Here is an 18,040-nt window from a genome sequence, read left to right as displayed (position 1 = left end):
TCAGTTCCCCAGAAAGAGTTCGGCAGCAGCTTCGACGATGGCGTCGCTGTCCAACCGATAGGCATGATAGAGGTCCGGCAAGTCGCCGGTCTGGCCAAAGCTATCCGTGCCGAGCGGGCTGACCCGCATCCCCTTGACGCCGCCTAGCCAAGAAAGGGCGCCGGGCGATCCGTCCAGGACCGTCACAAGCCCAGCCCCCGGCGCGAGCGCGGAAAGGAGCATTTCGGCATGGCAAGGCGTTACCGCCCCTCCCGACCAGCGCGCCGCACGGCGTGCCGACCAACCACGATGCAGCAGGTCGGGCGAGGTGACGTTGAGCAGGCCTATGCCGGGGATGTCCTCGGCGAGTTGCTCCCACGCCGCCATCGCCTCTGGCGCGACCACCCCGGTGAAGACGACAGCGGCCTCCGCGCCCTCGGCGGGCCGTCGCAGCCAGTAGCCGCCCTTCAGCGCATCGACTTCCCAGCCATCATCGTGACGCACGATCTGCGGGATCGACCGGGTCGAAAGGCGCAGATAGACGGAACTGCCGTCGGGCTGCTGCATATGATCGAAGGCCCAGCGCATCATCGCCGCCAGTTCGTCCGCGAAAGCCGGTTCGAAATAGGTCAGATTGGGCTGGCCCATGCCGATGAGCGGCGTGTTGATCGACTGGTGCGCGCCCCCTTCGGCCGCCAGCGTGAGCCCGGACGGCGTGCCGACCAGCAGAAAGCGCGAATCCGAATAGCAACCATAGTTGAGCGCATCGAGGCCGCGCGCGATGAACGGATCATAGACGGTGCCGACCGGCAGCAGCCGTGTGCCAAAATGTGGCGCGGCCAGCCCCAGCGAGGCGAGCATGATGAAGAAATTATTCTCCGCTATGCCCAGTTCGATGTGCTGGCCGGCGGCATGCTGCGTCCATTTCTGCGCGGAGGGAATCTTCGCCTTGTGAAACACATCGGCCAGTTCCTGGCGGCGGAACAATCCCCGTTGATTGACGAAGGCGCCCAGATTGGTCGTCTGGGTGACGTCAGGCGCGGTGGTCACGATGCGGTCCGCCAGTTCCTCGCCGGACTTGGCGAGATCGAGGAGGATGCGGCCAAACGCCGCCTGCGTCGACTGGTCGGCGCCCTCGGGCGTCGGCAGGCGCGCGGGAACAGGAACGGCAGGCGCGACCGGCTCCGGCTTCACCTTCGCGACCGGACTTCCGGCCACGAACGCCTTGAGTTCGGCTGACGCATTGTCGCCAAGGCCGCCCCACGGCTCCCATTCCTCGCCTTCCTTTATGCCCAGGCTGGCGCGGAATTGATCCATCTGCGACGGGTTCATCATCCCGCTATGATTGTCCTTATGGCCCGCCAGCGGCAGCCCATGGCCCTTGACCGTATAGGCGATGAAAAGCGTCGGCCTGTCGTCCTGGGCGCCGTCGAACGCATCGATCAGCGTCTCGATGCAATGCCCGCCAAGGTTCGTCATCAGCCGGGCCAGCGCCTCATCGTCGAAACTGTCGAGCAGCTTCCTGACGTTCGGCTTCTTACCGATGTCGGCGGTCAACCGCTCGCGCCAGGCCGCGCCGCCCTGATAGGTCAACGCCGCGAACTCGGCATTGGGGCAATTGTCGATCCATTCCTCGAGCGCCCTGCCACCGGGACGGGCAAAAGCCGCCTGCTGCATCTTGCCATATTTGAGCGTGACGACCCGCCAGCCGCAGGTCTCGAAAATATCATCGAAGCGGCGGAACATGCGGTCCGCCGTCGTGGCGTCGAGCGACTGGCGATTATAGTCGACGATCCACCAGCAATTGCGAAGATCGTGCTTATACCCCTCGATCAGGCACTCATAGATATTGCCCTCGTCAAGCTCAGCATCGCCCATGAGGGCGATCATCCGCCCGGCATTCTCCTCCTTCACCTGCCCATGCGCGATCAGATAATCCTGAACCAGGCTGGAGAAGGCGGTCACGGCGACGCCGAGACCAACCGATCCGGTCGAGAAATCGACGGGGATCTTGTCCTTGGTGCGGGAAGGATAACTTTGGACACCATTAAGCCCACGAAATTTCTGCATGCGCTCGAGGGTCTGATTGCCGAGCAGATAGTGGATGGCGTGCAGGACCGGCCCGGCATGCGGCTTGACTGCAACCTTGTCCTGCGGACGCAGCGCATAAAAATAGAGCGCCGTCATGACCGCGGTCAGCGACGAACAGCTCGCCTGATGGCCGCCTACCTTCAATCCGTCGCGCTTGGGGCGGATGTGATTGGCATTGTGGATCATCCAGGACGACAGCCAGAGAAGGCGCGTCTCCAAATGCTCCAGAGCGCTGACCGTGTCATGCCGTGAATGGGAAATTGTCGAATCCATATGCTGTGCCCCGATGTGAGAGAAAAGGCATAGCGTAGGAAAACGGGGCATGTCCTTGCGAAGAATTGCTGTATCCGGAATCATTTTAGCTGATTATGCTTGTTTTCAGATTTTTGGAGACAGAATATGCCCTATGTGGAAATGGACGCGCTCGATTTCCGAATTCTCGCCGAACTCCAGGCCAACGGTCGCATGTCGAATCAGGAGCTGTCGGAAAAGGTGGGCCTTTCCCCCTCCCCTTGCTTGCGGCGGCTTCGGCACCTGGAGGATCGGGGTGTCATTTCGCGCTATGTTGCACTGGTGGATCCCGCTGCCGTCGGTTTGTCGGTCACGGCGTTCGTCCGCGTTCGCCTCGACCGGCAAGATGACAAGCACCTCGAAATTTTCGAGAATATGGTCTCGGGTTTTCCGGAAGTCATGGAATGTTACCTGATGTCCGGAGACGCCGATTATCATCTGCGCGTACTGGTAGGATCTTTGAGCGAGTTCGAAACATTCCTCAGGGCCAAGCTTACCAAGATCGCGGGTGTGGCCGAAGTCAAGACAAGCTTTGGCTTGCGCCAGGTGGTTTATCGAACGGAATTGCCGGCGCAGGTTTAACAGTCTCTTTGGGTCGGAACATCTCCCGATACAAGATCCTGTTCGCACATGGCATACCCGGCTCCGGCAGCCGTCGCGCCATCAGAACTGGTCGAAAATCGACCCCATGCGCGGACTGAAAAGCCGGTCATAGGCTTTGAGCAAGGCGCCGTCGGTCATGCCCGCAATATAGTCGCAAATGACCCTGGGCACATCCTCCCCCGCCCGGACCAGCGCCAGTTGTTCGGCGGGCAGCAACGTCTCCGGCTCCGACGCCAAGGCCTCGAAGACCGAGACGACCATTTTCTGCCCCTTGAACTCCAGTTGCTGCACCCCCGCGCTCTGGATCACGGCCCGGTAGACCGCGTTCTTGAGCGCGCCCAGGAACCGCGCCGGCCCTTCCAGCATCCCGGCCCGATAGCGGATCAGCGGTTCCTCAAATTCCTCCAGCGTTTCGATGCGGCAATGGGTGATTAGATGGTGGACCATCCGGCTGATGCAGCGCTTGCGTTCGCCGCCCTCGCCAAAGAGCGTCCCGACCAGCTTTTCATAGACATTATTCTCGGACTCGCCGGGATATTTCTGCTTCAGATGGACGAGGAAGGAGGCGCATTCCTCCTCCGGCACCAGCGAGCGGAAGGCCTCTTCGCTGATCAGGCGCAGCGCCAGCGCATCCTCCAGGTCATGGACGCCGAAACCGATATCGTCGGCCACATCCATGATGCTGCAATCGAAGGATTTATGGATGGCCTTGTGATGCTGGCCGGTCTGCGGCTGCAACGCGGTGAACGCCTCCCGGTCGGCGCTCGACAGGGGCGCCAATATCCATTGCACCACTTGCCTCTCGCTATCGAGATAGCATTTGGGCGGCTTCGATGCGGCGCGGTCGATGATGCGGATGGCGGTGGGCTTGTCGTTGAGCCGCGGCGCGCAGGCGGGATTATAGGCCTGCGAGAAGGGAACGGGATATTTGAGAACCCCCAGCAGCGTCCGCCGCATGAGATTGGCCCCCGCCCCGGCGGAGAATTTCTCGAGCCGGGAAAGGATGCGCAGGGTCTGGCCATTGCCCTCGAACCCGCCCGCCTGCCGCATGCAGTAATTGAGCGCGACCTCGCCGCCATGGCCGAAGGGCGGATGGCCCAGATCATGGGTGATGCCGATCACCTGGATCAAACTATGGTCGGGCAGGTGAGGAATGGCCGGATGGTCCGCGAAATCCTGCCGGAACTGCCGGGCGATCCCGCCCGCGATCTGCGCGACCTCCAGCGAATGGGTCAGCCGCGTCCGGTAGAAATCGCTGTCCCCCAGGTTGAGGATCTGGGTCTTGCCCTGCAATCGGCGGAAGGATGCGGAATGAATGACCCGCGCATAATCGATGTCCGCTTCGTTGCGGGCATCCTCGCTCTGCGCCTTCCAATTTTCCTGCCGATCGTACCAGCTCATATGGTGTCGTTCTCCGACGAATCCGTCTGCCGGTCACGCATAGCCCGAACGCGGCCCCTTGTCCCGGTTCGCCGGCAGAAAATGGCTTCATTATCCACCCTCGGCCCCGATCCGCATCTCAAATCCCCCTCATTTGCCAATTTGAAGGATTTATGGCACATCAATCCGGAACAAGCTTCAACTTCGCGCGTGAGGGCACAAATGAACGCAGTGGTAACCCAGATCGGGGATCTGGCGGAGGCCGGCGAAAAGATGGTCGAACGCCTGCGCCGCAAGGCTTTTCTGCCGGATAGCCGCAAGGAACTCAATATCCGCTTCGGCATTGCGGAGGCGGCGCAACTGCTTGGCTGCTCGACGAATCGGATCCGCATGGCGGAGGAGGATGGCCGCCTGCCCCCTGCCCCGCCGACCGAAAATGGCCGCCGCCCGGGTTACAAGGTGGAAGAACTGCTGAACATGCGGCAGGTGCTGGGCGCTTCGCCCGAACGCGCCCCGATGGACGTGCCCGCGATCATCGCGGTCCAGAATTTCAAGGGCGGCGTCGGCAAGTCGACCGTCACCACCCATCTCGCCCATTATTTCGCGGTCCAGGGCTATCGCGTGCTGGTGGTCGACTGCGACAGCCAGGCGACGACCACCACGCTGTTCGGCTTCAACCCGCATTTCAACATCCAGCGGGAAGAGACGCTTTACCCCTATCTGTCGATCGACCCGACGCAGGTCGACCTGCTCTATGCGGTCAAGCATACCGCCTGGCCCAATGTCGACCTGATCCCGTCCAACCTGGAACTGTTCGACGTGGAATATGAGCTGGCGGCGGCGGGCAGCGACGGCGGGTCCGTCCTGGCGGCGCGCTTCCGCAAGCTGAAGCAGGGGCTCATGGACCTCGCCCGCCATTATGACGTGGTGCTGCTCGACCCGCCGCCAGCGCTCGGCACGATCAGCCTGGCGGTGATGCAGGCGGCAAACGCCCTGCTGGTGCCGCTGGCGGCGACCACGCCCGATTTCTGCTCGACCGTCCAGTTCCTCTCGATGATGGATCAGGTGATCGGCCAGCTCCAGCAGGCGGGGATCGAGGTCGACTATCATTTCGTCCGCCTGCTCTGCTCGAAATTCGACAGCAACGATCCCAGCCATTCGATGGTCCGCGCCATCATGGAACAGAGCTTCGGCCCTGCCCTCCTTCCCATCCCGATCCTCGACAGCGCGGAGATCAGCCATGCGGCGCTGCGCATGATGACGGTCTATGAGCTGGAAAAGCCGATCGGCACGCCGCGCACGCACAAGCGCTGCCGCGCCAATCTGGACGAAGCCATGGGCCAGATCGAGGCGCTGGTGCGCCAGGGCTGGGGCCGCGTCGCCCCAGCGCGGGAGGAGGACATTGTCAATGCGGCATAAAAGTCTGTCCTACACGCATATGTTCACCATATGTTCCCGATTCGGGAAAGGGGAATGTCATGGCGCGTAAACAATCCGATTATCTGGCGGCGCTTCTGTCGGACGAGCCGGAGGCGGCCACGCCCGCGCCCGCCGAGCCGGAAACGGCCCAGACGCCCGTGCCGCCCCCCTCCCCTGCCCCGGCTGCGCCCCGCCAGGACCGCGCTCGCGGCACGACCTTGCTCGGCCGCGAATCCGCCCTCGCCCGCCTCGCTTCCGGCGAAGTGCGCCAGGTCACGCAATTGCTGCTCGATCCGGCCAGGGTGCGCATCTGGCGCGGCAATGCCCGCCTTTACGCGCATCTCAATGAGGAAAATTGCCGCGAACTGATCGATTCGATCATCGCGGAAGGCGGGCAGAAGGTGCCCGCCGTGGTCCGCCGGATCGAGGATGACCCGGATCATGATTATGAAGTAATCGCTGGCACCCGCCGCCACTGGTCGATCAGTTGGCTGCGCGCCAACAGCTATTCGGACATGATGTTCGTGGCGCAGGTCGCGCAACTGGACGATGAAGCGGCCTTCCGCCTTGCCGACCTCGAAAACCGCGCGCGCAAGGACGTGTCGGACCTGGAACGCGCGCGCAACTATGCCGAGGCGCTCAAGGCCCATTATGGCAGTCATCTGACCCGCATGGCCGAGCGGTTGAAGCTTTCCAAGGGGTGGCTCAGCAAGATGATCAAGGTGGCGGGCATAGAGGACGCGGTCATCGACGCCTTCGCCTCCCCTGCCGACGTGCAGTTGAAGCCGGCCTATGCGCTGGCCCAGGCTCTGGACGATCAGAAGGCGGCGCCTGCCATCAATGCCGAGGCAGGACGCCTCGCCTCCGAGCAGCGCGCCCTGCGAGTAGCGGGCGCGTCCCCGATTCCGGCGGCGGAAGTGCTCAAGCGTCTGCTCGACGCCCCTCGCGTCGCGCAATCCGCGCCCAAGGACGAGCCCTTCACCTGGAACACCCGCTATGGCCGCCCGGCGCTGACGGTGCAGTCGGTCAACCGCCAGGGCATCACCATCCGCCTTCATGCAGGGTCGGGCGCGGATATGGAGACGCTGGCGACCGCCTTGCGCGACACGCTCGAACATCTCGAACGCCAGGGCATAGGGCTTCAGCGCTGATGGAAAGCGGGGGGAAGGATAGAGACAGGGGGAAGGATAGAGGGCCGGTCGGGCTGACTGCCTTTCCCCTGCCCTTTGTTTCCCCGGGGAAACAGCTCTCCCGCACCCGCTTCTCCCCCCAGGAAACCTCTCTCCCGTTTCCCCGGGGAAACACCCACCCCCGCTCGATCGCTCTGCCAAACAAAACCGCCCCCTCCACAAAAATGGCGCGGCGGAACCCGCCCGCCCTGGCGCAAAGCCCCTGCCCTTCCCACTTCCTTTCCACCCCACCAACTCGTTCACGGTATCGCCCCGCCGACACCGATCCGCTTGCCTCCACCCCATGCCATGGGCTGCCGCTCATCTTCAGGATCCGCCCATGACCCGCGCCGCCAAGACCGAGGTCACCGACCAGTTCGAACTCTTCCTCCCCTATATTGCGGACATGCCGCTGCGCGACCAGCGCGAGATGATGGAGCGCCCCTTCTTCAGCCTCGCCAAGTCGAAGCGGGTCAAGCCGATCGACTATACCTCCCCTGACGGCAAGGCCTGGGTCCATGTCTCGGCCAATCCGGACTATGGCATGGCGACCATCTGGGACGCCGACATATTGATCTATTGCGCCTCGGTCCTAGCGGACATGGCGCGCCGCGGGCTCAACGACATTCCGCGCAAGCTGCATCTCATGCCCTATGACCTGCTGCGCGCTATCCATCGCCCCACCACCGGGCGCGCCTATGAACTGCTCGGCCAGTCGCTCGATCGCCTCGTCTCCACTACGATCAAGACCAATATCCGCGCCGAAAACCGCCGCGAAGCCACCTTTAGCTGGCTCGACGGCTGGACCCAGTTGGTCGACGAACGCACCGAACGCTCGCGGGGCATGACCATCGAACTCAGCAACTGGTTCTACGAAGGCGTGCTGATGCAGGGCGGCGTGCTCAGCATCGACCGCGCTTATTTCGACCTGACCGGCGGCCGCGAACGCTGGCTCTACAAGGTGGCGCGCAAACATGCCGGCGGGGCAGGGGAGGGGGGGTTCGCCATCTCGATGCCGACCCTGTTCGAAAAGTCCGGGGCCGAAGGCGCCTATCGCCGCTTCAAGTTCGAGATCGCCAAGATAGCCGAACGCGATCCCCTGCCGGGCTATACGGTCGAACTGGAACAGGCCGACGGCAAGCGCGAGCCGTCGCTCCGCATGCGCCGTCGCCCACAGGCCGATCCCCTGCCCAACGCCACATCGGCCCCGCGAACAACGGCGGAGACGCGATCCATGAACAGCCGCAAAGCGACAGCCATATCAGCATCTTCCCCCGCTCCCGCCGGCAAGGAGCCCCTCGTCGATGCCGGCGACATGATCCGCCGGACCTTGGCCGGGCTTTCCACCAAAGCCAGTGCCGGGGAACTCACCAATGCGACACTGGCGACCTTGCGCGCCGAATATCCCGGCTGGGATTATCAGACGCTCCATCAGGAATTCCGCGACTGGCTGGACGCCGATCCCACCCGCACGCCAGTCAATTATCAAAAGGCGTTCATCGGCTTCGTTCGCCGCTTCCACGAAAAGAACCGGCACCGCCTCTAGTGTGGTGGATTTGAAATACGCCCCATTATAGCGGCCAGGTGGGGAGCGTATTTCAAATCCACCACACTAGAATCCTATATTTTCTAGTGACCCTGATGAATCTGAAGTTCGTTCAACGCCTACCCAACAGTGTGACGAACTTCAGATTCGGGTCACTAGGCCGTAAACACTTTGCTGTTCGCTGAAATAGCGGTCTCCCAAAATCAAGTCAGGTTTTCCTGAAACGCTCCGGCATTACGGCGTCGCTGGAACGATCGATATGCGTTCTCATGCTTGAGATTCAGACAGACCTCTGTTTCGGGTATTCATCAGCGCTCCGCCTATAAATCCATGGCTGATCCGCGCCTTCAAACCCGCTCGACGAATGCCGTAAGCGAGAAGCGTTCCTGAAGTGTCGGGTTGTACCGATAGCAAAGCCAACCCATGGCCCAGCCGCTCTCCACTCACTCCGCCTGCCGATGATTTTGAACCTCCTTTCCAACACCCTTGGCGAATATGATTCAATCTCCAGAACCCCGCCGGCGCAAAATGGCGTCCTTCGACATTCCGGGAACGGGGTTCGCTCCTTCAGGAACGTTTCCCCGACATTTCGGGAACGGCATCTTCGACATTTCGGGAACGAACCATCGACCTTATGGGAACGCACGCTGGAACCCGACTCGTGCGATTGCTGCGATTCGCGCGGGATAGTGCGACCTCTAACTCTTTAACTTAACTAGAAACCTTATAACTACAGGGAGATATATGTTCTGGAATTGAGCTGGATAGGCTCTTAATGGCCCGTTCGCTCTAACTGGCCTTCCTCAGCTTTTCGACCTGCGCCACCAGCTTCGTCGCACCTTGGTGGGAGATCCCCAGCAACCGGGCGACCGCCGTCTTGTTGAGGCCCGGATAGGCCAATTCCAGACGCATAAGTAAAGGCGCCTTGCTTCGCCGCGTCACCGTCAATTCGGCTGGCAGACGCGCCAGCTTCGCCTCCAGCCGGTCCAGTTCAGTCAACCCCTGTCCCGCTTGGCGAGCGACCATGGCAGCGATCTGCCCCGTCAATAGATCAGCATCATCCGGCAGGAACCGCGGCAAGGCGACCAACGAGGGCAAGCGGCGCAAGCTCAGCCCGGTCGCCGTAAATACGCCAGGAAGATGGCAAGCGAGAATCCATCCCATGTCGAACCGCCGCGGCTCGATACGCCATTGCCGTCCGTCCACGGTGGTCACCAGCTGGCCTTCGGTGACTGGCGTGTCGAGGCTCGCTCGAACATCGATCAGGCGCTGAGCGATCGCGTGAAAGGAAGCTGTAGGGTAGGGGGCTTCCAGCAGCATCTGGGCCATGCGCCAGGCAGGGCCGAAGCGCACCAAGTCCTCGGCTGCCCATAGATCGGCTTCCTTCCGGTCGTCGAGCAGGGTTCGGGATATATTGAGCGTTGCCCGAACGATCGGATCATCCCCATCCGTCGCGGAAAGGGCGAAATGGAACAAAGCCGCGATCGATAAAGGATCGTTCAGCCCCTCGCTATGCCGGGGCGGCGGCGTTCGTCCGCAAATCCAGTTTTGAAGGTCGGTAACCCCAATGGGAACGCTCGCAAAGCTAGCCAGGGCCGCCGCCCCCTTCAACCTGGCCCTGGCTAGCCAGATGTCCGCTGCCGGGCTGTTGCAGAGCCGTCCGTCGAGCCGGCCGAGGAGAAGCAGGGCGTGCTCCGTTGAGGAAGAAAAATCCCGCATTTTCCGAGCATAGCGTAAGAAGCTATACAACTAAAGAGCATGGTTGGTTGTATTGGCTATGAGTGTATCGGAGGGGAAGGGGAGGAGTATGGAAACTATGCCTCGGGCGTCCGGCAAGCGAATATCTCCATGCCATAATAATTCCGCCACAGCCAGCCTTTCAATTAACGCTAGATCAGGCCACGGACAGGGCGACTGCGGTTCTTTGCTAAAAGGATTGGCCGAGACCCGGTGATCGCGTCGTGAAGAGCCTCCTCTCTTAGGTAACAAAGGTGGGGAAGGGCGAGGAGAGCTATCTGCGCCCGGTCATGGAAGGAGAAACGAGGAATTGCCATATTTGCTCCTAGGAGGCTCGTCAGGCATCGACAGGTGTTTTTGGTATGCTGCTATGGAAACCTTTCCTTTTCCTTCTCAGGAAGCGTCTGGCGCTGCCTAATTTTTAGGCAATTATCTGCACGGTTGGGCGATCCGGATCGGATTGCCGTGAAAGCGGATAAATCGCTTAGCGGTTGGGGATGGGATAAAGGGTCTCCATCTCCTCAGAGGCCATGGCCGCCAGATGGCCACCCCATTCATTCGCGCCGAAACGCCTGTGCCTGACGTTGTCGCTCGATCAGGAAACGGCTGAGGGAGATAGCTGGCATTGTGCACCTTTGCATAAGCATAAGGGAAGGAAGGGGGCTTAATCAGCTATTCTGGCAGCCACGTCTGCGCCGTGGGCATATCGCGTTGCTTCACGGATATCGTCGGCTTCCGGTCTTATGCCTGTATACAGGATGAATTGCTCTACTGCCTGGAGGACGATGATCTCTCCGCCGGAGATTATGTTCTTTCGCGCGGCTCTGGCGGCGCGAACGAAGGGTGTGTTGATCGGCTGGGCAACGACATCGAAAGCGATGTTGCAGGCGGCTATCTGGTCTTTGTTGAAGGCCAGAGTGTCGCTGTCCTTGCCGTCCATGCCCAATGGCGTGACATTGATCAGCAGCGGCGCACTGTCCCGCGGTAGATCGGTGCGCCAGCGATAGCCATATTGGTCTGCGATCGCCTGCCCCGCCACTTCGTTACGCGCGATGATCGTGCCATCGGCGAAACCTGCATCTCTAAGCGCGGCAGCGACCGCCTTCGCCATTCCGCCGCTGCCCCGGAGCAGAAATGGTACCGGTTTATCGATGCGCCTCTCCAGAAGCCGGCGAACCGCTACATAATCAGTGTTGTAGCCGGTCAGCCGGCCGCCATCGTTGACGATGGTGTTGACGCTATCGATCACACGGGCCGAGGATTCGAGGTCATCCATCAGGGGAATGACCGCTTCCTTGAACGGCATGGAGATGGCGCAGCCGCGGATCTCCAATGCACGGATACCACCGATCGCGGCCGCCAGGTCCTGGGTGCTGAAACTTTTATAGACATAGTCCAGCCCCAGTATCTCGTAGAGGTAGTTATGGAAGCGCGATCCGGCGTTTCCAGGGCGACCTGACAGCGACATGCACAATCTAGTGTCCCGGCCGATTGGCGGTTTCATGTCCTCATTCCTCATTGCGTCCTGATGATGCGTCGGGCCGGATCGTGGATCCGCGTGCGATGAGCCGTCCACTCAGGACGACCTTGCGAGCGGCGGCGTTCGGGTGATCGAGCCGGTCGAGCAGCATAGCCATGGCAGTGCGCCCTATCTCCTCCACCGGCTGTTCGATGACGCTCAGCCCGTCCGCTGCAAATTCAGTCCAGGCATCATTGTCGAACCCGGCCAAGGCAAAGTCGCTGGGGACGCTCAGGCCCAGCGCACGCGCCGTTCGCAGCACCGACATCAGCATCACGCCATTGCTCGCGATGATGGCTTCGGGTCGATCGGGAGCCTGTAGCAGGGCGCCTACCAGCCTTTCCGCTTCACCCTCGCCATGCGGCACGGACAGGGATTGCGTGTGGATACCAATCGTGCGGGCGGCCTGTTCAAAGCCGGCGCGCCGTTCGGCGCCGGTGGTGCTGGCTGCGCCGAACAGGCCCGTAATCGATGCGAAGCCCTGTGCATGCAAATGGGCAACCAAGGCGCCTGCCATCGCTTCATTGTCGAGCACGACGCAGTCCGTCGTCGTCGCGGCCACGCGATCGATCAGGATGATGGGATGCTCGGCCTTTGCCCGCGACACCTTCTCCGCACCTTGCCGGGTAGGCGCCAGTATAACCCCCGTCACCCGTTCCTCCTGCATCAACTGGAGATACATCGCCTCTTTGGCGGGATCTTCATCCGTATTGCACAATATGACCCGCAGGCCCCGTTCATAGGCGATATCCTCGACCGTGCGCGACACGGCGGTGAAGAAGGGGTTGCGGATATCCGCCACGATGAGGCCGATAGTGTTGCTGTGGCGCGAACGTAGCCGGCGAGCTGCAAGATTGGGGCGGTAGCCTGTTGCCCTAACGGCCGCCAGCACCCTGTCGCGCATGGCTGGATCAACCGACCGCCCCGAAAGTACCCGGGAGACGGTGGCCGGCGATACCTCGGCGATTCGCGCAACGTCCTTGATACCGACCGTCATGGGAAAATCGTTTTCCTCATCCTCTCTCAATGATGCCGAGGATATGACTGATTATATAGGGACAATGCAAGTGTATTGACAGAATCGCGAGAAAACGTTTTCTTTAGCAAAAGAGAGGACGCTGAAGAGCTATGATTGCCGAACCCTTGAATGCGCTTCGCCATGAAGACCTGATCCGCATCGATGCGCAGGCATCCGACAAGGAGGCTGCGATCCTGCAGGCTGGCCAGATACTGGTTGCCGCGGGCTGTGTGGCGCCCGGTTACGAGCAGAGCATGATCCGCCGAGAGGCGGTGGCAAACACCTATCTGGGGTCGGGTGTCGCCATTCCGCACGGGCTGGGGGAAGACAAGGGGCTGGTGCGGCGCGACGGTATCGTGCTGTTGCAACTGCGCGAGGGGATCGAGTGGAACCCTGGTCAGCGCGCCCATCTCGTCGTCGGCATCGCCGCCAATTCCGATAGCCATATCTCAATTCTGCGTCGTCTGACCAGGCTCATCCAGGATGAGGCTCGACTGGCAACGCTGATCGCGACCGACGATGCGATGGAAATCGCTGTCGCCCTCCATCAGGATGCCGCCCCGAGCGAAGCCCGGCCCGCCGCACAGGATCTGTCCGAGAGCATCGAATGGATGGTCGACTATCCGGCCGGGCTACACGCCCGCCCAGCCTCGGTCTGGGCGGAAGCGGCCAAGGCAGTGGCTACCCCCATGCGCATCCGTCATGACGAGGATATGGCCGATCCGCGCAGCCTTGTCTCGCTGCTGCAACTGGGTCTGAAGGCAGGTGATTGCGCGACTATTTCGGCAAATGACCGACTGGCGCTGGACCAATTCATGCGCACCGTTACCAGCCTCACCGCCCGCGAAAGGGCGGATGCCGCCCGCGCCGCCGAAAAAGCGAAGGCACCGGTGCGCGGCTGGAAACCGAATGGCAATCCCGCCATGATCGCGGGCGTTGCGGCCAGTCCTGGCCTGGCAATCGGTCCGGTCCTTGTCCTGGCTGCGGCGGAACTGGATGTGCCGGACCAGCCGGTCGATCTCGTTACTGGCGGCGCGCTGCTCAACGATGCGCTGGTCCGCACCAGGGCGCAGATGAAGGCTCTGGTCGACGACACCACCCGGCGTCTGGGCGCGGGGGACGCCGCGATCTTTGCGGCGCAGACCGGGCTGCTGGACGATACCGACCTCATCACCCTGACTTGCCAGTTGATGGTGGAGGGCCATGGCGTAGCCTGGTCCTGGCATCAGGCGATCGACCGCATGGCAGGACAGCTTTCCGCACTGGGCAATCCGGTGCTGGCTGCACGCGCCGCCGACTTGCACGATGTCGGTCGGCGCGTGCTAGCCCATATCGATCCGGGCCTGAGCGTGGGCACATTGGCCGACCTGCCGGAACAGCCGTGCGTGCTGGTTGCGATGGACCTGTCGCCGTCGGATACCGCGACGCTCGACACCAGCCGGGTGGCCGGCATCGCCACCGCGCTGGGCGGTCCGACCTCGCACAGCGCGATCCTAGCCCGTACCCTCGGCTTGCCTTCGGTGGTGGCGGGCGGCGCCGATCTGCTGGGGCAGGCGGCCGGGACAACTGCCATCGTCGATGGCGACAGCGGGCGCATATGGCTCGATCCTTCGGCGGAGGATATCGCCTCTGCCCGCGCCTGGATCGATGACATTGCCGCCAGGCGCGCCGCCGAGGAGGCTGAACGCGCTCTGCCTGCACGCACGCGCGATGGTCATGAACTGGCCATTGGCGCCAATGTGAACCGGCCTGACCAAGTCGCCTTCGCGCTGGCACAAGGCGGGGAAGGGGTGGGGCTGATGCGCACCGAATTCCTGTTCCTCGAACGCGGTGACAGCCCGAGTGAAGAGGAGCAATGTGCCATTTATCGCGGGATGATCGACGCGCTCGACGATCGGCCGCTGATCGTTCGCGCGCTCGACATAGGCGGTGACAAGCAGGTGCCGCATCTCGATCTTCCCAAGGAGGAAAACCCCTTCCTCGGCGTGCGCGGTGCGCGCCTTCTGCTGCGCCGACCCGACCTGCTGGAGCCGCAACTGCGCGCCCTTTATCGTGCCGCGAAGTTGGGGGGGGATCTGTCGATCATGTTCCCGATGATCACATCCGCATCCGAACTGGTGATCCTGCGGGAACGCTGTGAGGCGGTCCGGGTGGAACTGGATGCGCCGGCGATTCCCATCGGCATCATGATCGAAGTGCCCGCCGCCGCCGTTCAGGCCCATGCGCTGGCGGCTCATGCTGATTTCTTCTCGATCGGCACCAATGACCTGACGCAATATGCGCTCGCCATCGACCGCCAGAATCCGGAACTGGCGAGCGAGGCCGACAGCCTGCATCCGGCTGTTTTGCGCCTGATCGCCATGACCGTGGAGGGCGCGCGCCGGCATGACCGCTGGGTGGGAGTGTGCGGTGGCATTGCCGGTGATCCTTTCGGGGCTGCGTTGCTGGCGGGGCTTGGCGTCCATGAATTGTCGATGACCCCGCGCGATATTCCCGCCGTGAAGGCGCGCATTCGCGCCAGCAGCCTTGGCGATCTTCAGTCGCTCGCAGCCCGCGCGCTTGATGCGGCAAGCGCCGCCGATGTACGCGCGCTGGATGGGGAGGAGGCATGATGGCCGTCTTCACCGTCACGCTTAACCCGGCGATCGACCAGACGGTCATGCTCGACCGCCTTGTTCCCGGTGAGGTGCATCGCGCGTGTTCCATCCGGCAGGATGCGGGCGGCAAGGGGATAAATGCGGCCAGTTGCTTGGCTGACTGGGATGTGCCCGTAACGGTCTTGGGGTTGTTGGGTGGCGCCAACGCTGCTCCCTTTGATGTGCTTTTTGCCGCCAAGTCGATCATCGACCGCTGCCAGCGCCATGCCGGCAGCACGCGCGTCAATCTGAAGCTGGTCGATCCTCATGGCACGACCGACATCAACATGGATGGCGTCGCCGCAACCGGGGCGAGCATCGATGCCGTCATTGCGACACTGGATGAACAGGTCGGGGCCGGCGACCTTGTCATCCTGTCGGGTAGCCTGCCGCCCGGATGTCCCGCGGATATCTACGCCTCCCTTACGGCCATGCTGCAGAGGCGGGGGGCGACTATTCTGCTCGACAGCAGCGGGCCGGCTCTGCGCCATGCGCTTGCCGGCCCGGTCCTGCCGACTGTCCTGAAGCCCAACCTGCATGAACTGGCCGAATGGCATGGTGGTCCGATCGATGCGCCCCATCAGATCGTCGACGTCGCACATAAGCTGCTGGATCGTGGTGTCGACCTGATCGCCGTGTCGATGGGGGCACAGGGCGCGCTGTTCCTGACCCGATCGGAGGCGCTGCGCGCGCGTCTGACGGCGCAAAGCGTGGAAAGCACGGTCGGTGCAGGCGATGCCATGGTTGCCGGTCTGGCTGCGGCCCTGATCGAAGGGGCGGGGCTGGATCGTATCGCCCGCCTGTCGACCGCTTTTGCCGTCGGCAAGCTGGGCTGTGCTGGGCCCCATCTGCCTGCAAGGAACGAGATCGAAGCCCTGGCGGCCTGCGTGGAGACGGACATTCTGATGGGAGAGACGCGATGAGCAGGATTTTCGCGGTGGTCGATGCCGGCGAATCCGGTGTTGCCGGTGTCCTGGTCGGCGAAGCGCTGCGCAAGGCTGCACAGGCCAATGGGCAGACTATCGAAATCGAATTGCGTACCGCTCAGGGCATCGTCAATCCATTGCCGGGCGACGCTGAAGGCGATCTTCTCTTGATCGTTCCGGAAGGGACCGACGGCCCATCGGAAAGCCGCCCGCACCGCCGTCTGACGCTGGAGGCTGTCCTTGCCGATCCCGTTGCGGCGCTGCGCGGGGCCAAGACAGCGGGCACGTCGCCGACAACGCTGCGCATCGTCGCCATCACCTCCTGCCCGACCGGCATCGCCCATACGTTCATGGCGGCCGAGGGGCTGACGGAAGGCGCGCGCCAGCTTGGCTATGCCATTCGCGTCGAAACGCAGGGATCTGTCGGTGCGGGTAATCCCCTGACCGCGGAGGAAATCGCGGCCGCCGACATCGTGCTGATCGCCGCTGACCGAGAGGTCGATCGCGCTCGCTTTGCGGGCAAGCGCGTATTTGCCGGCAATACCAAGCCTGCCATCACTGGCGGCGCGCGGTTGATCGAGCGGGCGCTGGCGGAAGCGACCGTGCAGGGCGGTAAAGGGGCTGCATCGCAACCGGCCGATTCCGCCGCCGCTACATCGGGTGCGAAGCGCGCTGGCCCATATAAGCATCTGATGACTGGCGTGTCCTTCATGCTGCCGTTCGTGGTGGCAGGGGGGCTTCTGATCGCGCTCGCCTTCGCGCTGGGGGGCATCCACGCCAATGACGCGGCGGCCGAAGGCACGTTGGCGCATGCCCTGTTCGAAATCGGTGCGAAGGCTGGTTTCGTGCTGATGGTGCCGGCGCTGGCGGGATATATTGCCTATTCGGTTGCGGATCGTCCCGGCATCGCACCGGGCATGATCGGCGGCCTGCTGGCCGCCAATCTGGGCGCGGGCTTCCTGGGTGGCATCGTTGCGGGCTTCATTGCGGGCTATGGCGTCGATTGGCTCAACCGGTTGATTCAGCTTCCCAAGAATTTGCAGGGGTTAAAGCCGGTCTTGATCCTGCCACTTCTCGGCACGCTGGTGACCGGGTTGCTTATGCTCTATGCCGTGGGCACGCCCGTTGCCGCTGCGTTGGCGTTCCTCACCGACTGGCTGCGTAGCATGCAGGGCTCGAGCGCGCTCATGTTGGGACTTATCCTGGGCGCCATGTCGGCATTCGACATGGGGGGGCCGGTCAATAAGGCGGGTTATGCCTTTTCGGTCGGCCTGATCGCCAGCCAGGTCTACACGCCGATGGCAGCGACCATGGCCGCCGGGATGACGCCGCCCCTTGCGGTCGCTCTCGCCACCCGCCTGTTCCGCAACCGCTTCTCCTATGAGGAACGCGAAGCGGGGGCCGCCGCAGCAGTGCTGGGACTGGCATTCATAACCGAAGGCGCAATTCCCTTCGCGGCGCGTGATCCGCTGCGTGTCATCCCTGCGCTCATGGCTGGTTCCGCCGTTACGGGCGCGATATCGATGGCGATGGCGGTCGAACTGAAGGTGCCCCATGGGGGCCTGTTCGTGCTGCCGATCCCCGGCGCCGTCACCCATGTAGGTGTCTATGCGCTGGCCATATTGGTCGGAACCGTCGTGAGCGCGCTGCTCGTCGGAATGTTCAAGCGTCCCGCAATGAAATGAAGGTTTGACGCGTAAGCGACAGCATAATCGGAGAGAGTTTC

The 18,040-nt window shown here is 62.4% G+C and carries 12 protein-coding genes; 7 read left to right on the top strand and 5 right to left on the bottom strand.

Annotation, left to right across the window (positions count from 1 at the left end; all coding sequences use genetic code 11):
* Entirely contained in the window at positions 1 to 2,343 is a 2,343-nt protein-coding gene (locus tag HHL26_RS00135; RefSeq protein WP_169575616.1) for a transketolase, read from the bottom strand.
* A 126-nt stretch (positions 2,344 to 2,469) separates the two neighbouring features.
* Between HHL26_RS00135 and HHL26_RS00130 the strand changes: the two genes are divergently transcribed.
* A complete protein-coding gene (locus tag HHL26_RS00130) occupies positions 2,470 to 2,943 on the top strand; it encodes an Lrp/AsnC family transcriptional regulator (protein WP_087576095.1) in 474 nt (157 codons plus the stop codon).
* A gap of 81 nt (positions 2,944 to 3,024) precedes the next feature.
* Here HHL26_RS00130 and HHL26_RS00125 read toward each other — a convergent pair whose 3' ends face one another.
* Positions 3,025 to 4,365 carry an anti-phage deoxyguanosine triphosphatase gene (locus HHL26_RS00125; RefSeq protein ID WP_169575615.1) on the bottom strand — a complete coding sequence of 447 codons (1,341 nt, stop codon included), beginning with the start codon at positions 4,363 to 4,365 and terminating at the stop codon, positions 3,025 to 3,027.
* 201 nt (positions 4,366 to 4,566) lie between these two features.
* On the opposite strand from HHL26_RS00125, the gene HHL26_RS00120 reads away from it, so the two are divergent.
* The 3 genes from HHL26_RS00120 (at position 4,567) to HHL26_RS00110 (ending at position 8,478) form a co-directional block, all read left to right on the top strand.
* Positions 4,567 to 5,763: an AAA family ATPase gene (locus HHL26_RS00120; protein ID WP_066563674.1), complete on the top strand. Its 1,197-nt coding sequence runs from the start codon at positions 4,567 to 4,569 to the stop codon at positions 5,761 to 5,763.
* A 59-nt stretch (positions 5,764 to 5,822) separates the two neighbouring features.
* Positions 5,823 to 6,914 (top strand): ParB/RepB/Spo0J family partition protein, encoded by a 1,092-nt coding sequence (locus HHL26_RS00115; RefSeq protein WP_169575614.1) that lies wholly within the window; start codon positions 5,823 to 5,825, stop codon positions 6,912 to 6,914.
* A gap of 358 nt (positions 6,915 to 7,272) precedes the next feature.
* Positions 7,273 to 8,478: a replication initiator protein A gene (locus HHL26_RS00110; protein ID WP_087576098.1), complete on the top strand. Its 1,206-nt coding sequence runs from the start codon at positions 7,273 to 7,275 to the stop codon at positions 8,476 to 8,478.
* A gap of 789 nt (positions 8,479 to 9,267) precedes the next feature.
* Here the strand turns inward: HHL26_RS00110 and HHL26_RS00105 are convergent.
* The 3 genes from HHL26_RS00105 to HHL26_RS00095 all read right to left on the bottom strand — a co-directional run bounded on the left by HHL26_RS00105 (position 9,268) and on the right by HHL26_RS00095 (position 12,731).
* The gene (locus tag HHL26_RS00105) at positions 9,268 to 10,197 is read right to left on the bottom strand and encodes a hypothetical protein (RefSeq protein ID WP_169575613.1); all 930 of its coding nucleotides are present in this window, start codon (positions 10,195 to 10,197) and stop codon (positions 9,268 to 9,270) included.
* A gap of 682 nt (positions 10,198 to 10,879) precedes the next feature.
* Complete coding sequence (locus tag HHL26_RS00100; protein WP_169575612.1) at positions 10,880 to 11,719, bottom strand: shikimate 5-dehydrogenase; 840 nt, start codon at positions 11,717 to 11,719, stop codon at positions 10,880 to 10,882.
* A 4-nt stretch (positions 11,720 to 11,723) separates the two neighbouring features.
* The gene (locus tag HHL26_RS00095) at positions 11,724 to 12,731 is read right to left on the bottom strand and encodes a LacI family DNA-binding transcriptional regulator (RefSeq protein WP_169575611.1); all 1,008 of its coding nucleotides are present in this window, start codon (positions 12,729 to 12,731) and stop codon (positions 11,724 to 11,726) included.
* Between the two features lie 131 nt (positions 12,732 to 12,862).
* Here HHL26_RS00095 and ptsP point away from each other — a divergent pair, with 131 nt between their 5' ends.
* The 3 genes from ptsP to HHL26_RS00080 are packed head-to-tail and all read left to right on the top strand — an operon-like array spanning position 12,863 to position 17,999.
* Positions 12,863 to 15,364: a phosphoenolpyruvate--protein phosphotransferase gene (ptsP, locus tag HHL26_RS00090; RefSeq protein ID WP_169575610.1), complete on the top strand. Its 2,502-nt coding sequence runs from the start codon at positions 12,863 to 12,865 to the stop codon at positions 15,362 to 15,364.
* Positions 15,361 to 16,311, top strand: a complete 951-nt coding sequence (locus HHL26_RS00085; protein ID WP_240962237.1) for a 1-phosphofructokinase family hexose kinase — start codon at positions 15,361 to 15,363, stop codon at positions 16,309 to 16,311. Before ptsP ends, HHL26_RS00085 begins: the two co-directional genes overlap by 4 nt.
* On the top strand, positions 16,308 to 17,999 hold the full coding sequence (locus HHL26_RS00080; protein WP_169575609.1) for a fructose-specific PTS transporter subunit EIIC: 1,692 nt from the start codon (positions 16,308 to 16,310) through the stop codon (positions 17,997 to 17,999). Before HHL26_RS00085 ends, HHL26_RS00080 begins: the two co-directional genes overlap by 4 nt.
* The last annotated feature ends 41 nt before the right edge of the window (positions 18,000 to 18,040 follow it).

The sequence above is a fragment of the Sphingobium sp. TB-6 genome, assembly GCF_012927365.1.
In the GTDB taxonomy this organism is placed as follows: Bacteria; Pseudomonadota; Alphaproteobacteria; order Sphingomonadales; family Sphingomonadaceae; genus Sphingobium.
The sequence above is the reverse complement of the archived record's forward strand: the minus strand, read 5'-3'. Positions and strand labels throughout refer to the sequence as shown.

Coding starts and splice junctions, on each gene's coding strand:
- HHL26_RS00120 (WP_066563674.1), top strand. CDS start 4,567: ATGAACGCAGTGGTAACCCAGATCGGGGATCTGGCGGAGGCCGGCGAA.
- HHL26_RS00105 (WP_169575613.1), bottom strand. CDS start 10,197: ATGCGGGATTTTTCTTCCTCAACGGAGCACGCCCTGCTTCTCCTCGGC.
- HHL26_RS00080 (WP_169575609.1), top strand. CDS start 16,308: ATGAGCAGGATTTTCGCGGTGGTCGATGCCGGCGAATCCGGTGTTGCC.
- HHL26_RS00115 (WP_169575614.1), top strand. CDS start 5,823: ATGGCGCGTAAACAATCCGATTATCTGGCGGCGCTTCTGTCGGACGAG.
- HHL26_RS00095 (WP_169575611.1), bottom strand. CDS start 12,731: ATGACGGTCGGTATCAAGGACGTTGCGCGAATCGCCGAGGTATCGCCG.
- HHL26_RS00110 (WP_087576098.1), top strand. CDS start 7,273: ATGACCCGCGCCGCCAAGACCGAGGTCACCGACCAGTTCGAACTCTTC.
- HHL26_RS00100 (WP_169575612.1), bottom strand. CDS start 11,719: ATGAAACCGCCAATCGGCCGGGACACTAGATTGTGCATGTCGCTGTCA.
- HHL26_RS00125 (WP_169575615.1), bottom strand. CDS start 4,365: ATGAGCTGGTACGATCGGCAGGAAAATTGGAAGGCGCAGAGCGAGGAT.
- HHL26_RS00135 (WP_169575616.1), bottom strand. CDS start 2,343: ATGGATTCGACAATTTCCCATTCACGGCATGACACGGTCAGCGCTCTG.
- HHL26_RS00085 (WP_240962237.1), top strand. CDS start 15,361: ATGATGGCCGTCTTCACCGTCACGCTTAACCCGGCGATCGACCAGACG.
- HHL26_RS00130 (WP_087576095.1), top strand. CDS start 2,470: ATGCCCTATGTGGAAATGGACGCGCTCGATTTCCGAATTCTCGCCGAA.
- ptsP (WP_169575610.1), top strand. CDS start 12,863: ATGATTGCCGAACCCTTGAATGCGCTTCGCCATGAAGACCTGATCCGC.